The organism is Paenibacillus sp. EKM301P, assembly GCF_011800295.1.
GTDB lineage: Bacteria > Bacillota > Bacilli > Paenibacillales > Paenibacillaceae > Paenibacillus > Paenibacillus polymyxa.
In genome coordinates, this window is the sequence record NZ_JAALFM010000002.1 from 162298 (window position 1) to 178155 (window position 15858).

The window sequence follows — 15858 nt, forward strand, 5'->3', positions numbered from 1 at the left end:
TGCCGAATAAGCTTGGATGATATGAGAGTCTTTTTTTCAGAATATATGACTTTTATACTTGCTGTCCGTTCACCTGAATATCTACGTCTACCTGCTGTCCCAGCCAAGCCCGCATGCGATCCCACGAAAAAACCTGCTCCATGTGAAAAACACCATATGGAAGTTCTGAGCGATACAGAGCAAGCGCTGCAAAGACGGCAGCTTTAGCAGTTAAATCAGACTGATGATGTCCCCTTAGCCTGCATTCGACCCTCGTCTCCTTACCATTGAGAGTTCCTTGGGCGTCTACCTTGACCGCTACAGCATTTCCTCCAAAATGCACCTTGCCAAAGCTGCGAACTACTGCCTCACGAACCGTTGGCAGTCGGAGCAGACCTGATATTCCTATTGTCCGAAGCCCTGCCAGAAGCCGGGTGGTCAAGCGCGAATCGAAGCACAGGCGTGTGCTGACCGTAGGAACATCAAGTGTACGTGGAAGTGTCTGTTGATCCGAAAAAGGAAACCGATACGCCCGATGACGACCCACTCCTGCACCAAAGTCTGCCACTATGCCGTCGGTAAAGCTTCTTCGAGTCACTGGGCGTCCCTGTTCTATCACCTCCAAGTCGGTATGAATCTGATCTACAGTCCACTCAATCGCAGCCTGACCGTGTCGATCACCCAAGCCCAGCATCAATGATATGTTCAGTTCATCCGTTTGATCCATGAGCTGTGTCGCTTGCAATGCCAATAGATTAGTTAGCCCTGGAGCTAACCCTACACTTAGCAGCGCAGTGGCCTGATAAGCTCGGGCCTCCTGATGACACTGCTCCACCTGACTCAAAAAGGCCGCATTCGCAGTAATATCCATGTAATGCACCCCATGCTGAAGACAGGTGCGTACCAAGGCTGTATTGTCCTGATCCAGACACATAATAACCATTTTGGCTTGCTTTAATATCGACGGGTCCAGCGGTTCATGAATATTAAGCTGCAAGGGTCGTATCTTGCCATTCGATTGTTGGCTGAATGCAGTGGCACGTTCCAGACTGCGGCCTGCGGCAAATACCTTGCCGGGGAACATTTCACTTAACTCTGTACATACAATTTTTCCAACATGGCCATACCCGCCAATAATGATGATGTTATCCTTTGTCATAAGCCGTCTCTCCCTCTTTAACCGCAAACCATGCATTCACTAAAAAAGCACCATAATACCGGGTGATGTGGGTAAAGCCTGCATCTATCAACAGTTCCTGAATTGCTGCATTGGACACCGGGTTTGACTCACGGCCGATGGAAGCAGCGAATCGCTCCCAATCCTCCAGTGAAATGCCCTGACTCAGCATATGAGCTTTCCACGCCTGCATTTGAAGGGAAAAAGAAGGCTCCTGCGGATTCCCATTAATAGATGCTAGGCAAAAAGGTGCACCTGGCTTGAGTCGAGCGGATATCTGGTGCAACAATGCCTGTTTACTCTCCAAGCTCTGAAGAAAATGAAGCACCAGCAGGCAGGTAGCAGCATCATAGACTGCTTCTCTACATGACTCTTCGCCATGCTTTTCGAGCTGTTCTTCAGGCTGTTCTTCAGACAACTCTTCCAACGTACCTGCAACAAATGATATTTTTGAACTGATACCCGCTTGGGACACACGCTGACGCGCCAAATCCAGCATGTGCGCAGAGGGATCAACTGCCGTAAAAGACCATGTCTGATGCCGCCCTCCGAGCGTAATCAATTCCTGACCGCCCCCAGCTCCGACAATGAGCACATTCGGGTCGATCTTTCGGGTATGAGCCTGTGCTGCAACCTGTGCAGTTATCAAACAATCTGTCATCTCATACAGATGGGCATATCCTGGTATTTTTAAAGCAATCGTATCCGCGTATTTATGCACATTCGGATGATTCCAGCTCATCGGTTGATTTGAGTCGGTATTTCCAATATGAGGTTGTTTCATATATGCTCTCCTCCAAACATTTAGCCTTGATCTTCAGCGACCATTCGTTTATTGTAGATTTAATTAAGAATCATTCTCAATTATAAAGACAATACGAATATCCACCATCCCATAAATATGGGATTTAGGAAGAGGCACTTTAAGAATCTCCAGCTTTCACGATAGGAGTAAACGATGAACGCACATTATACTCAATTTGCACAGCTTAAGAATGATCAACAACCAATCATGGAAATGGGAAATAAATCACCCTCATCTCCTACATACAAGCACACGCTAATCGACCGCTTGCGTACTCAGATTTCTTTTGATGCGGCATGCTGTACCTCAGTAGATCCGCGAACGCTGCTTTCCACGGGTGCATTTACGGAGTCGGGTGTAGAGGACATTCATAGCAAACTGCTAGAATACGAGTATCTGCACGATGATATCATGAAATACGATCAATTGGTGCGAGAAGGGCAGTCCATCGCAACGCTTCATGAGTCTACACAAGGCCAACCGGATCGAAGTACACGTTTTAGAGATGTTTTGCAACCCGCTGGATTCGGCGATGAGCTGCGTATTCCATTTATGTACAAAGGAAGCTGCTGGGGATTTCTTACGTTGTTCCGCCACTATGGAAAGCCTGTATTCAGCACGGAAGAGCAACAACTGCTTGAAGCGTTAGCACCGCCCATAGCCTATCATCTGCGTCAAACCAGTGTCGGTGTATCTCCAGCCCCCGCTATGGCTATGGAACATGAACTTGAGCCAGGTGTTCTGACGCTTTCTGCTCAACTAGAACCCCTCTCGTCCAATATAGTAGCAGAGCAGTGGCTAAAGCTGCTTCGGCAGCAGGAGGGAATCCATGAGGACAAGCTGCCGGCCTCTGTTCGGGCGGTAAGCTTGCGAGCGCTATCCACTTCTACTGCACCAGCCAGACTATGTATCCCTGCCGCAGACGCTGAAACTCCTTGGGTCACGATCAGAGCCACTCTCCTGCAAGGCGGACGCGAGCATATGGGCGAGAAGCAACTGGCCGTATGGTTTGAGCCTACTAAAGCAACCGACATGTTGCCGCTTATGGCTGAAATCTACTTATGGACTGAACGAGAGAGACAGCTTGTCCGGCTCATTGTCCAAGGCTTTTCTACCAAGGAACTAGCAAGTGCACTTCATATTACGGCCTACACGGTGCAGGATCATCTGAAAGCCATTTTCTTGAAAACAGAGGTAAGCAGCCGTCGTGAGCTAGTATGGAAGGTATATTCCAGATTCAATTAATTATGTAAAAAAGACAGATGACCCGGTTAAGGATCATCTGTCTTTGCATCACTGCTCTATTGAGACGCAAGAGTTTTATTTCTGCGAAGAGGATTTCGTATCATCGTATGATACTGGTGAGGGCTTCGCAATCCATTCATCAGCCTCAGGCTCGATATCCACGCCATTGTCCAGCTTCGTTTTCTCCATCAAGGAATCTCCGTCCTCGTTCTTCTTGTTGCGGATTTTCGCTTCGTCTTGAGTGTGGTCGCTCATGTTGATTCCTCCTTTTTTAATTTCATCTGATGGTTGTACCTTACTCATAATTACCCATTGCCGTCCTGTACAAACCTCTACACCACCAGATGCCCTTTTTTCTCCGCCGGTCCAATGGTCGCCTCAATGCCAGCATTAAACTCCAGAAAGTCGCTCTCTACTCCATCACTAAAAATAACTCCATTCTCCGGCATCTGCGAAGCAATTCGCAGCGGTCTTTCAACGGCCACCTGTCCAAATACCAGCTCCGCAGCAGTCGTCCGACTGGGGAATGGTTCTCTCACTGTAAAATAAAGCGAGGGCGAGCTCCAGGTTGCACGATGATCCTGCCCCATTCCTTCTACTGTCCCCTCCTGACTAAAAGCAGCACCTGACACCAGGTGATCTGGAGTAAGCGAGACCGGATGCCGTGTAGCACTGCCGACAATACCGGCCGCTCCAGCCAGCACACTGGTCAACCAGCCTGTCGCCCCCAACCCGGTAGAAACAATAATACCGCTGGACGATTGCTGCTCTACCTGATCCTCCAATCTCAGCTCATATCTCGCAGAAACATGAGTTTTGCGCCCGATGAACAAATCGTTCACAGCATATATGGATTGGCCATCATTTAGTTGGGCCTTAGCCAGCGTAACCTCCTTAATCGGCCGTCTGTGCACGAACACATCCGGCACCACCCAGCGCAGATCAGATACAGTAAACGGCAGCAATACCCCATCCCAGCGCAATGGATCTGGATTTACGCCGATTAGCGGCTGCTCGGTCAAATATTTTAACGTGTTGGCTACCAACCCATCCTGACCCAGTACCACCACCGTATCCTGCTCACCAAAAATAAAGTTCGGCACATGTTCCCGCTCCACAATCTGGACACGCCCCAAGGCCGATAACTCGGACGTCGCCGTTGCCACCGCCCTGCGGTAATTTTCATCCTCCAGCACATAATCACTAAAATCCGCACCCAGCCGTTCCATAAAGAAGCGAGCCTGCTGCACCGTATTGTAACGAACAATCAGTTCCTCCAGTCGCGTTTTACGCTTCACCAAAATAATCTTCTGCTCAGTCATTCGGCTGCTCATCGTGATCTTCCTCCAGACCCTCTCGATCCTGCTGATCCACTTGTTCCCGTATCTGACATGAGACCTTGCAGCAGATCAGGCGTAATATTCAACTGGCCGATTTTCCCTGCATTTTCTGCGAGTTCCTGAAAGGCGATCGCAATCAGCTTATCCGGGCTCATATCCATGTTGGCCATAGCTTGAAGTACGTTAGGCTCGACATCCTGCAACGATTTCATCACCGCTGTCAGCTCATAGGCCTTGGCATCGGCTTCCGCCTTTTTATTCGTTACGGTCAGCTCAATCAGTTCGCGCTTTTTCTCTTCCAAGGCCGTGTCAAACCGCAGCTGCTCCTCCTTCATCTCACTTTGCTTTTGCTTTACGGAACGCTCGGCATCCAGTTGGGTTTCGCGGATCTGCCTTTTTTTCGTCTCCACCGCAATTTCCGTATTCAGCTCATTTTCCTTTACACGGCGCTCCTGCTCAATGGATGCGTTACGACGCTCATACAAAGCATGATCCGCACTGCGAAGAATTTCTTCTCTCGCCTGCGCTTCCAGTGCTCTCATCGTCTCCTTATTGGGTAAAATCGCCAAAATGGACAGCCCCATGACCTCAATGCCCAATTTCTCCATTTCAGTATGCTGAGCAATATCCTTCGTCATGTTTTGGGCCAGACGTTCACTGGACTGAACCGCTTCTTTGAGTGGGACACGTTCCAAATACTTTTTGGTAAGCACCTTGGCAATGTTAATCACCCGTTGGGCCAGCTTGCTTGGATCGTCCGAAATGTAGCGTCGTTCCTTCAAATCATACGTGTAGTTTAAAATCTGCGTCGTTCTGCGGTAATCCACGATCCGATAAGTCAGTTGCCCCTGCACGGTTACCGCCTGGAAATCATTTGTCATATCTTCAAACATAAACGGTACATCAATGGAAGAGACAGGCACGACAACGACCGAGGTGGTCGGCGCGTAGTAATAAAAAGATAACCCAACACCCTCTCGAACCACCTTCCCGTTCTTCACCTTCATGACATACTCACTGGGCTGAAATTTAACAAAATTAAATCCAAACATCAGCGCTTCCTCGCTTTCTTTACAGTATTTTTTTGTTATTTCTATATTGTTATTATCAATTTGTTATTAACAATAAAATAACATAGATAATCCATAATATCAATATGACATTTACAAAAAAAATAAAGGCCGCTTCCTCTCCGATACGCTCGGTTAAAGGAAACAGCCTCAGATTTCTTGCAATTTATTTTATAAGAGCACTTTCAAAAATTTTATACCTAACTGCATATTTACATAGAATCAGCAGCAAAACGAACCGCTCTGCTAACCAAGACCGGCAACACAGATATATGACCTTCGTCTGCAAATTCCCGGAACTCTACGTGTAGTCCTAGATCGTCCCTAGTCATTAAACGCGCAGCTAAGTCCCTGGCCTTTTCCTGCATGCCACTAAAATGTCCAGTCTCTAACTCCCCTACAGCAATCAGCAGCTTTTTATTCCAATGCTTCTGCGCAATGGAAGCTACAAACTGCTTCTCTTCAGCCATAATAACTTGTCCTCCCCAGTGTATAGACGGACTTCCCGCCACATACACCTGAAAAGAGTCTGGTCTTGTAAACAGGGTATGCAATACGAACAGTCCTCCAAGCGAATGCCCGAAGATCGTCTGTCGGTTGCGGTCGATAAGAAAATCACGCTCGATCATTGGCTTAAGCTCATCTTCAATAAATGACAAGAAATGCTCGGCGCCCCCGCTTTCTTTGGAGGCATCTTCATTTGGCTTTACCGGAAGCTCCACAGCCGTCCCAGGCAGTGTAAGATCGTAATATCGTGAAGGATGAAAGGGAGCCTCTGTTGGATAGCCTATTCCTACAATGATAGCTGGAACAACCCCCGTTTTGTCAGGTCGTCTCCCCTGAACGCGCACCGCTTCCACCATGGTTCCAAAAACAGAATTGGCATCCAGCACATAAATAACGGGATAGCCAGATACAGGAGGTTCCTCGGCAGGAATGGCAATATAAATATGATACTCACGGTTTTCAGCCTGCGAGTACATTACTCGATGCTGACTGCGAGGAACATACACAGCTCCATGTGCATCGCTGGAATGATAAGCTTGCGTAAATAGATCTTTAATGGGAACAACCTCCTTTAGAGCCCGAATTCGAATGAAATTAGGCCGTTTTTTTCATAAGCAAGACTACAAAATAAGGGACCCCGATCACCGCAATAATCAGTCCAACGGGAATTTCCGCAGGCGCAACCACCGTTTTGGCAACAAAATCAGACAACAGCACCAGTACCATACCGACCATACCGCATACGGGAATCACAAAACGATGATGAAGGCCAACAAGCCTTCTGGCGATATGAGGAGACAATAATCCTACAAAGCCTATTCCTCCAGAAACAGACACACAGGCACTCACCAGTCCAATGCTGGACAGCAAGAGAATAGACTTTTCCTTTTCGGTCGCAACGCCAAGACTTTTAGCTGTATGTTCATGTAATTGAAATAGATCCAGCACATACGATTTCAACCAAATAACAGGAATTAATATGACAAGCCATGGAATTACGGCAGCAACCAGCTTCCAATCAGCACTCCAAATACTGCCCGACATCCATACTGTCGCCATCTCGAAATCCGAGGCTTTCATTTTCAGCGACAGATATAAGCTTAAGGAACCGAAGCCAGAGCCAATCGCGATACCTACAAGTAGCAGTCGCTGCGAATCCAGACGTCCTGCTTTCCAAGCAAATAAATAGATCAGCAGCGCAGCTACCAAACCTCCAATCAAGCCGAAAAAGGGCATAGCCACCGCCGCAGTCCAGCCTGTCGTCTCCATCTGTCCTTGGTAAAAGAACATAAATATGACGATTGCTGCCCCTGCCCCTGCGTTAATGCCTAAAATGCCGGGATCGGCTAAACCATTCCGTGTAACTCCCTGTACCGCCGCCCCAGCTATCCCCAGACCTAAGCCGATCAAGGCCGCAATCACAATACGCGGTAGCCGAAAATGAAAAATCACCAAATCCAGCTGCGGAGTAGGGTGGATACGGAACAATGTCTGAATTACTTCCTGAAGGGTCATGTCGAACTCTCCATGGGTCAGACTAACATAGGAGGCTGCTAAAATAAGTGCAGCCCCACCTGAAAATACGAACCACAGCCGTTTCACACTGATTTTACGCATGCTCTCCCCCTCCTTTTCTACGTATTAAGTACAGAAAGAAAGGGATGCCAATGACCGAGGTAACCACTCCAATAGGTGTTTCAAACGGATAATTAAGAAAACGGCTCAACACATCAGACATGCCCAAAAAAACACCACCGATCAAACCAGAGCATGGAATGACCCAACGGTAATCTACTCCGATTAAATATCGGGTAATGTGCGGAATCAACAAGCCAACAAAAGCAATTTTCCCTGCCAGCGCAACAGAAACACCTGTCAGCAATGCTACACAGAGCATCGCCCCCAACTTGACTGGTAATGCCCGCTGTCCCAGACCTGTGGCCACGTCGTCGCCCAAAGACAGTAGTGTTATCGGCTTGGCCAGCAGCATTGCTCCTACAATTGCCACAAGAGCAAAGGGAATTGCCAATTGAATCATCCCGGGGTCCATTTGGTGCAGACGAGCGTTAAACCAGAAGCTTACATTTTGCGATACATTAAAATAAATGGAGAGAACGGCCGACAGGCTGCTTAAAAACGTGCCAATGATCGTTCCCAAAATGGCCATACGAACCGGGGCAAGACCGCCGGGAATTATCCAGGCTAAACCGAACACAATAGCCACCCCCAGAGCAGATCCCACAAAAGAACTTCCAATCAGGCCCATCGAAGTGGAGTTCGGTGCAAGGATCATCATTAAGGTGATCACAAACGCCGCCCCATCCGACACCCCCATAATTGAGGGTGAAGCCAAGAAATTCCGCGTCATTCCTTGCATAATGGCTCCTGAAATTGCGAGAAAAGCACCGATTAATATAGAGCCGACCGCTCTAGGCAGACGCGAGTTTAAAACGACCTGATGGTCCACGTTTCCAGCATCAAAATGGAAAAAGGTAGCAGTTACCGTCTCCCATTCTATCGTCTTGGCTCCGTACATCACAGACAGCAGTAATGTTAGTACGATAAACAAGGGAGAGACGAAGATTACAAGGTAAGGAGAGATCAACTTTTTTCCCATGTTCCTACCTTTACTGCGAAAGTCGGTTCATAACCGCTTCCAAAAAGGCAAGTTTGCTCCATGAAGTACCACCTTGAGCATTGGGATCTACAATGTTGACGAAGGTTTTCCCATTCTTGACGGCATTGATGCTGCTCCAAATCGGATTCTTCTCCAAATCTGCCAATGCCTGCGGCTGGTCCTTGTTCTCTCCTTCGGAGAATTGCACGAACAGATAATCGGGGTTCATATCAGCCAATTTCTCCAGAGAAACCGCCTCTTGTGCTTTAACTGTATTTAACTCTTCCGGTACCTTAGCTCCTAGATCAGCATACAGCGAAGGATTGAAATATACATCCGCAGGGTATACATACAGATTGCCTGTACGAATCCGTACCATGAGTACCTTTTTATTTCCCCATATTGGTTTGAGCTTCTGTTGGGCCGCCTCCGCATCTTGCTTGTACTTGTCCAGGATCTCCTTCGCCTTCGCCTCTTTGCCTGTAAGCTGTCCCAACATTAATAGATTCGCTTCCCAGTTCGTTGAAATATGGGATACTGGAACCAATGGAGCGACCTTCCCTAGCTGTTCTGCCACCGCAGGCCGAAATTTAGAACTCCCAAGAATCACATCTGCCTTCAGTTTCAGGATCGTTTCAGCGCTAGGCTGCATTCGGTCACCAACGTCTGCGGCTCCTTCCATCGCTTTTTCCATGAACTCAGGAAATTTTCCGCCCGAAGTAACCGCCCCAGTTGGTTTCACTCCCAGGACAGCTGCATCTTCCATCGCTTCCAGACTAGCTATAATAATATGATCCGTCTTGGCCAGCTTATAAGTCTTATCTAGATATGTAATCGTCTTGGCACTTTCTACGTCAGAAACAGACGTTTGTGTCGATGCATTGGTATTCTTTTGAGCTGAGCTATCCACCTCCTGCACCTTTCCACCACATGCCGTCAACAGCAAACTTGCCGATAATAAGGTACACATCCATATTGCAAACTTCTTCATAATCTGAAAGACTCCCCTCTATCTACTTGAATTTACAGATAATAATTATCATTATCATTGATAACTATTATCAATAGTAGGAGAGAAATCGGCGTATTGCAATATTTTTTCTAATATTTATTAAAAAGAGGGCTTTCTTCCCCCTGGAATCATTGCAATTAGGAAGCATCAGCCTTCCCTGTTTTGTTGGATATCATTCACATTCCATTCTTTATAAAACTGCTCCAAATACATTTCCATCCATTGATGCCGAACCTCCGCCAGTTCTCGGGCATAAGGGGTATTCATTAAATCCTTGAGCTTGAGCAGCTTTTCGTAAAAATGATATATGGCACTTTTACCTGCGGCGCGATAATCATATTGTGAATAGTCTTGATCCGGATCGTGCATGATACTGCCTTTTGAGCCTGCATACATAAAGGTTCTTGCAATCCCAATCGCTCCCAGAGCATCCAACCGATCTGCATCCTGTACAACCTGACCTTCCAGCGTTTCCATAGGCGGATTTTGTCCACCATTGTAGGACATTGTAGCAATAATGGTCATCACGTGTGTGATCACATCCGCATCGTTTACATGCAGATGCAGCCACTGCTCAACTTTATCCAGCCCCGCTTGTTTGGATTCATTTAATTTTTCATCCGCTACATCATGCAGCAGTGCTGACAGCTCGCACACGAACGGATCTGCACCTTCTTTTGCAGCAATTTCAACAGACAGCTTCCTCACCCGGTCAATATGCCACCAATCATGACCACTGTGGTCATGCTCCAACTGCTGCTGCACATACGGCTCTGCCTTTTGAATAATATCTTCCATCATCGCTTCCTGCTGCTCTGTTCGTCTCTTCATAAGTCACCTTTCAATCCCGTCCATATTTGCTATGTGAGGTTGGTTTATTTTTTTATATGCTTGTCCATTTGCTTAGCGCGAATCATCGAGAGCGCCTTACGGGCTGCTAGCTTCCCATTAGGGCTACCATGCTTCATCACTTCTTTTAACAATTCGGTCGCGGGTTCATACCCATGATATCCCAATAGAATACATGCACGTTCCTGTACATACATATCTTCATCATCCACATAAGGAAGCAATGAATCCGCCTCACTAACAGGTGTAATCGCCATTAAGCTGTAAAGAAGCTGGCACCTCACATCATCCTCCATTGATGAATCCTTTTCCAGTATAGCCTGCAATTCATGCATACAGCGAATATCTTCTGCTAGTTGTTCGGTGCTTATGTCGTTGTCAGACGGGTAATCCTGACGCAGCTGTTCCCAATCCAGCTCTGGGTTTTGCTCCAACTCTGCAATCAGCGAAGCTGTACTTCGGTACCTCGGTGACAAATCTGTTTCCTCGTGATTGATGTAACATAATTTATATGCTAGTGGCCCCTCTACATATAGACCTACATAATTAGAATGATCATCCGTCCATAGAGGAATGATATATTTGAATACCTCGATCTGCGCCATCCACTCGATACTCTCAGCAAGTTCCTGTTCACTTAGCAATCGTAGCTGAACCTTCCGCCCTTCCTGCTTCTTGCTATGGATTAGTAAAGCTTCCAGCGTATCGTCAGGTAGATCAATCGCTTGGCGTTCAAGCACCTCTTGTAAGCTCATTTTTCCACACTCCTAATCTTTTCTACTCCAAATCTATTATCTAATCCCTGAAAGGGACAGGCTATCTCCATTTTATTCTATATGTGTATGGTATCCAACCTTAGGTCGACAAGTCCGTAACTATGCAAAAAAAGAACCCCCTTAACCACATCAGCTGTAGTTAACGGAAGTTCTTTTTTAAACTGATTCCCTTATTTTATTCCACGACACCAAGCTCGCGGTTTTTTTCCTTGAAGCGGCTGTTGTGAGAAGATACATATGCGGCTTTATCAGCTGTCGGATCAATGTACAACTTGGCGCTGTTGAGGGCAAGAGCAGCATCTGTGAACGTACCTGCAATCAGATACAGCTTGCTTCCATACTCGACAAAATCGCCTGCAGCAAAAATCCCCGGTAGATTCGTTTCCAGCTTGTCGCTCACGCGGGCATGCCACTCTCCCATATCCAGTCCCCAATCTCGCAGGGGGCCGAAATCGGATTTTAGGCCATGATTTACGATAACTGCATCAACATTCAGCATCTCTATTTCGCCCGTATCTACATGATTGATCGTCACCTGCTCAATCGTTTCTCCGTTGTTGCTATGTAACTGACTTACCGCATAAGGTGTGAGAACACGGACCGAAGAGGACTTCATACGGGCTACATTTTTCTCATGTCCGCCAAAATGATCCCGACGATGTACAACTGTCACACTCGCCGCAATAGATTCCAGCTCATTCGCCCAATCTACCGCCGAGTTGCCTCCACCGGAAATCAGGACATGCTTATCTCGGAACGGCTCCAGCTCTTGTACGGTATAGTGCAGGTTTGTAACCTCGTAACGGTCAGCGCCTTCAATCTCCAGCTTAGCCATTTTGAGAATACCATAACCTACAGCCAGAACGATCGTACGCGTCCAATGCTGTTCCCCTGTGGCAGAAGTCAGCAGGAACGTACCATCTTCTTGCCGATCCATACCTGTAATCTGTTGTCCCAATACAATGGTAGGCTCGAACGTTCGTGCCTGCTGCTCCAGCTGGTCAATCAGCTTTTCACATAAAATCGGAGTTACCCCTCCAACATCCCATATCATCTTCTCCGGGTATATGCGCATCCGTCCGCCTAGCTCATGCTTGGCTTCGATCAGCTTGGTTTTCATATCTCTCATGCCACTGTAAAACGCAGTATACATACCGGCAGGACCGCCGCCGATGATCGTTACATCATATAATTCCAAGGACTCTGTCACTCTGCAACTCTCCCTATCATAGCGTATTATGTCTGCTTCTATTATAAGTGATAATAATTATCAATATCAATTAAGAAATAAAAACATATCTGTGACAGAGGTATTAGTGACTTTGGAACTACGTTTATACAGTTATTTGGCTACTGCTTTCGTTAACCTTGTGGATTAGGCAGGGATTGCTGCACTATTGCACGCAATGCTTTTTCATTCAGCCCAGTCTGTACAAATTGAAAACGGTGACCTGCCAGCCTCTGAACTCGATCTATGATCTGACCCAGATGATAAGCCGTATGCTCCACCACATGGTAAACGTCATACATATTTATATCGCCTGTGTTGTCCAATGCTGCACAGAAGGAAGAAAAAGCATCTTCAACTTCCTCCATAAGCTGTTCTTTGTTTTGCACTGAAGGCTTGAAGCTATCCTCCATACCTTGCTTGTATGTAATCGTCGAATCCATGAGTTTGACTGCATTTCTACGCACATGCACCATTATATGATGGACAATTCCTCCAATACTGTTCTGTTCCGCTTCACCAGTGCCCCATAACATGGTTTCATCCAAAAGCTGGATGCATGCCCGCAGCTTAACCAAGTATTGATCGTACATTCTGTGCTTGGATATGATCTTAAATTCATGCATGGAAGAATTCATATGTTCATTTCCTCCTTTATCTTTTCAGGTGTATTTTTTGAAAAAGTCACTTCCGTGGATCATCCAATATCGTTCAGCAGGAGGGACCTCTTCCAAAAAGTTCAGATATTCCCCTTTCCACCCCACCGGGACATAGTGTTCGAAAGAAGCTGGCTCTGGAAATAGGGAGTAGAGAACTTTCTGGTCAAAATCAACATACAAAGCAGGACAGAATTCCAACACTTCATCCTTATGCTGGATTGCTTCATCTAGCATTTGGAGCATTGTAGTGAGTTCTCCCGCAGCCACCTTATATTCACAGATGTGTTCCAAAAATGCTCCGGCTGTGGTCTCATCCAAAATAGCGATGCCAAACCGTTCCTCCATCTCGGTATTCAAAAACCAATACTCTCTTTCCGTCACATACCAATTCCATTGTCCCTGAAACATGACACCGACAATGATATTTTGCGCATATTCAGGCCATATTTTCATGAGTTTTTGAGTTCCCCTCCCTCACTTACAGCTCGATCCAAAACCGGTTTACACAGTTGCCATCTTCCTCTATGTAATCCTTGTCCGGTATTCCGCCGTTTCGCAGAATCGTTCTTTTGGAACTGATATTATCGGAGTCGCATACGACGAGGGCTTTGGAAATACCCAACTCTTTTGCTTTCCCCAATGCTAAGGCCAGCATAGTCACAGCGTACCTGTTCCCTCGTGCAGAAGGACGGATACCATAACCGATATGACCGCCAGCGTTTAACAGATGCTCATTAAGATCATGACGGATATTCACTGCTCCGACGACCTGATCATCTGCATCCACCAGCCAGTAGGTCGAACTTTTAACCCAGCCTTCAGACAAGCCAATTCCATTTTTCTGGTGACTTAAAAGCGTCAGCATACCTTCAAAATCATACGGTTCTATAGAAATCACCCAAGGCACCATATGCTCCTGGTTTTTTTCCCATTCCTCATAAAATGAAAGATAAGCATCCTTCCAGCGCCGATCCGGCTCAACCAATCTGATGGCCTGCATCCTACTCACCGCCCCCTCATTAAGCACTCCATGTATCTACTAATGGTCTCGTCATCTCTACACCCCATAGTTCTTCATCGTTGCTTCCAATGTTTCATCCGTATCCGCCAGCCACACGGAGCTAACCTCAAACGTCCCTGGCTCGAAAAACAATGGGAACCTCCGCTTAAACCAATCCTGCATCGGCAAATTCAGTGCTTCCTTCATATCTACCCACAGTAGTTCTCCCTCAGGAGGATTTTTTAATAGCTCACCTTCCGTTGCTGTAGCCAAATAATTAAAGACCATATATCTCAGCCCTTGCCTTGGATCGCAATATTCATCGATTCCTTTAAATACAATTTCCGTAACCGTTAAGCCTGTTTCCTCTTTTACTTCGCGAATGGCTCCATTCACAATGCTCTCTGGGAACTCTACTTTTCCTCCTGGAGCAATATAACCCGGAAACCCCTTTCGATTGGGTCTGTTCATTAGCAATACCTTGTTTCCATCTTGAATCATGCACATGGTATATATTTTGTGTGTCACTTCTGTACTCAATCCGATCATACCTTTCTTTATTCACATTCTCTATGATCTAGCTTTTAACTTACTCACCGACATATCTTAGTTGAATATGGTATTCACCATAGAACGATTACAGTCCCTCGTCAAACAACTGTAGACCTATGATTTCAAAGGCGACACCGTCACCCGCTTTAACGTGGATATCACCATTCAATTCGTCAGAATCCAAAACAAACGTAGCCTCTCCTACAACAATCTCCAGACAGTCTATCCCGCCTGCTTCGCCTTGTATCACTTGTTGTATCATCCCTTGAATCCAATAGTCACCTAGCTTTGGTTGAGGTTGAACAATGCCTGTCTTTTCCGTAGGCCTCAGTCTTCTGAACCCTTCTATACTGGATGGAGAAGTCTCGACCGAAATGACACAGCCGGGAATTAACTTTTCCAAGCTTTGTTCATACGGAACAACATACGCATATCCCGAGGTCAGTTCATGCCGAAAATATGTCCAGTAGCCGTATATCTTTTCTTCGCCAATATTACGAATGATAATCTTTTCATCTTGATTTACTTCCTTGATCTGTACGCGCATTTATGAAGTCCTCAGTAGATATTTTTCTTATAATAATAATGTTTAAAGCCTCTAGGAGCCTCATCAATGACACCGACTACTTCATACCCCTGCTTTTCATAGAATTCAGGTGCTTGAAAAGAAAAGGTATTCAGTTGTATCAAAGTACATCCTTTATCTCTAGCGATTTGTTCAATTTCACTAAGTAATTGCGAACCGTAGCCCTTTCCTCTATGGCCCTGATCTACCCACAAAATATCAACCTCCACCCAGTTCCAACAAAGTACACTTAGAAGACCGCCGATGACCTGACCGTCTCCATTTTTGAGCGTAAGATTAATTTCTTCGTATTGGGTTTGAATATCTGCCGGGACGTGTTTTGCATTAAACTCAATCAACTTGTTTCTGACGAAACGAGCTTCATCCCTACTACTTCGACTCCATTGAGGTTCCAATGTCATGGCTTAAATCCTCCAATTAGAATGTATACTAACACTTACTGATACAATCTATAAA

19 protein-coding genes are annotated in these 15858 nt (G+C 46.2%); 1 reads left to right on the forward strand and 18 read right to left on the reverse strand.

All coding sequences use genetic code 11. The features are described from left to right. Nucleotides 1-52 precede the first annotated feature (52 nt). Nucleotides 53-1138 carry a saccharopine dehydrogenase family protein gene (locus HFD99_RS06180; RefSeq protein ID WP_123796944.1) on the reverse strand — a complete coding sequence of 362 codons (1086 nt, stop codon included), beginning with the start codon at nucleotides 1136-1138 and terminating at the stop codon, nucleotides 53-55. Beyond that, entirely contained in the window at nucleotides 1125-1940 is an 816-nt protein-coding gene (locus tag HFD99_RS06185) for a class I SAM-dependent methyltransferase (protein ID WP_123796943.1), read from the reverse strand. The genes HFD99_RS06180 and HFD99_RS06185 overlap by 14 nt, the downstream gene beginning before the upstream one ends. A 174-nt stretch (nucleotides 1941-2114) precedes the next feature. Here HFD99_RS06185 and HFD99_RS06190 point away from each other — a divergent pair, with 174 nt between their 5' ends. Then, nucleotides 2115-3206 (forward strand): LuxR C-terminal-related transcriptional regulator, encoded by a 1092-nt coding sequence (locus HFD99_RS06190; RefSeq protein ID WP_123796942.1) that lies wholly within the window; start codon nucleotides 2115-2117, stop codon nucleotides 3204-3206. A 75-nt stretch (nucleotides 3207-3281) separates the two neighbouring features. On the opposite strand, the gene HFD99_RS06195 is transcribed toward HFD99_RS06190, so the two are convergent. The 16 genes from HFD99_RS06195 to HFD99_RS06270 all read right to left on the reverse strand — a co-directional run bounded on the left by HFD99_RS06195 (nucleotide 3282) and on the right by HFD99_RS06270 (nucleotide 15803). After that, nucleotides 3282-3461: a hypothetical protein gene (locus tag HFD99_RS06195; protein WP_013370039.1), complete on the reverse strand. Its 180-nt coding sequence runs from the start codon at nucleotides 3459-3461 to the stop codon at nucleotides 3282-3284. Nucleotides 3462-3538: 77 nt separating this feature from the next. Next, a complete protein-coding gene (locus tag HFD99_RS06200; RefSeq protein WP_123796941.1) occupies nucleotides 3539-4540 on the reverse strand; it encodes a sugar kinase in 1002 nt (333 codons plus the stop codon). After that, nucleotides 4537-5598, reverse strand: coding sequence for an SPFH domain-containing protein (locus HFD99_RS06205; protein ID WP_090887899.1), 1062 nt, complete (start codon nucleotides 5596-5598; stop codon nucleotides 4537-4539). Before HFD99_RS06205 ends, HFD99_RS06200 begins: the two co-directional genes overlap by 4 nt. 230 nt (nucleotides 5599-5828) lie before the next feature. Further along, the gene (locus tag HFD99_RS06210) at nucleotides 5829-6599 is read right to left on the reverse strand and encodes an alpha/beta hydrolase (protein WP_123796980.1); all 771 of its coding nucleotides are present in this window, start codon (nucleotides 6597-6599) and stop codon (nucleotides 5829-5831) included. Nucleotides 6600-6717: 118 nt separating this feature from the next. Then, nucleotides 6718-7740 (reverse strand): FecCD family ABC transporter permease, encoded by a 1023-nt coding sequence (locus tag HFD99_RS06215; protein WP_123796940.1) that lies wholly within the window; start codon nucleotides 7738-7740, stop codon nucleotides 6718-6720. Then, nucleotides 7733-8740, reverse strand: a complete 1008-nt coding sequence (locus tag HFD99_RS06220; RefSeq protein ID WP_123796939.1) for a FecCD family ABC transporter permease — start codon at nucleotides 8738-8740, stop codon at nucleotides 7733-7735. The genes HFD99_RS06215 and HFD99_RS06220 overlap by 8 nt, the downstream gene beginning before the upstream one ends. A 10-nt stretch (nucleotides 8741-8750) precedes the next feature. Beyond that, a complete protein-coding gene (locus HFD99_RS06225) occupies nucleotides 8751-9731 on the reverse strand; it encodes an ABC transporter substrate-binding protein (RefSeq protein ID WP_123796938.1) in 981 nt (326 codons plus the stop codon). A 168-nt stretch (nucleotides 9732-9899) separates the two neighbouring features. Continuing rightward, a complete protein-coding gene (locus HFD99_RS06230) occupies nucleotides 9900-10583 on the reverse strand; it encodes an HD domain-containing protein (RefSeq protein WP_017426598.1) in 684 nt (227 codons plus the stop codon). Between the two features lie 44 nt (nucleotides 10584-10627). Beyond that, nucleotides 10628-11356 (reverse strand): HEAT repeat domain-containing protein, encoded by a 729-nt coding sequence (locus tag HFD99_RS06235; protein ID WP_123796937.1) that lies wholly within the window; start codon nucleotides 11354-11356, stop codon nucleotides 10628-10630. A 196-nt stretch (nucleotides 11357-11552) separates the two neighbouring features. Further along, on the reverse strand, nucleotides 11553-12587 hold the full coding sequence (locus tag HFD99_RS06240) for an NAD(P)/FAD-dependent oxidoreductase (protein ID WP_016820622.1): 1035 nt from the start codon (nucleotides 12585-12587) through the stop codon (nucleotides 11553-11555). A gap of 152 nt (nucleotides 12588-12739) precedes the next feature. After that, on the reverse strand, nucleotides 12740-13243 hold the full coding sequence (locus tag HFD99_RS06245) for a DUF1572 family protein (protein WP_123796936.1): 504 nt from the start codon (nucleotides 13241-13243) through the stop codon (nucleotides 12740-12742). Nucleotides 13244-13267: 24 nt separating this feature from the next. Beyond that, complete coding sequence (locus tag HFD99_RS06250) at nucleotides 13268-13717, reverse strand: hypothetical protein (protein WP_107733959.1); 450 nt, start codon at nucleotides 13715-13717, stop codon at nucleotides 13268-13270. 25 nt (nucleotides 13718-13742) lie between these two features. Continuing rightward, a complete protein-coding gene (locus HFD99_RS06255; RefSeq protein ID WP_123796935.1) occupies nucleotides 13743-14264 on the reverse strand; it encodes a GNAT family N-acetyltransferase in 522 nt (173 codons plus the stop codon). Nucleotides 14265-14321: 57 nt separating this feature from the next. After that, a complete protein-coding gene (locus HFD99_RS06260; protein WP_123796934.1) occupies nucleotides 14322-14813 on the reverse strand; it encodes an 8-oxo-dGTP diphosphatase in 492 nt (163 codons plus the stop codon). A gap of 88 nt (nucleotides 14814-14901) precedes the next feature. Then, a complete protein-coding gene (locus tag HFD99_RS06265; RefSeq protein WP_044785840.1) occupies nucleotides 14902-15363 on the reverse strand; it encodes a hypothetical protein in 462 nt (153 codons plus the stop codon). Nucleotides 15364-15374: 11 nt separating this feature from the next. Next, nucleotides 15375-15803: a GNAT family N-acetyltransferase gene (locus HFD99_RS06270; protein WP_044785839.1), complete on the reverse strand. Its 429-nt coding sequence runs from the start codon at nucleotides 15801-15803 to the stop codon at nucleotides 15375-15377. Between the last annotated feature and the right edge of the window lie 55 nt (nucleotides 15804-15858).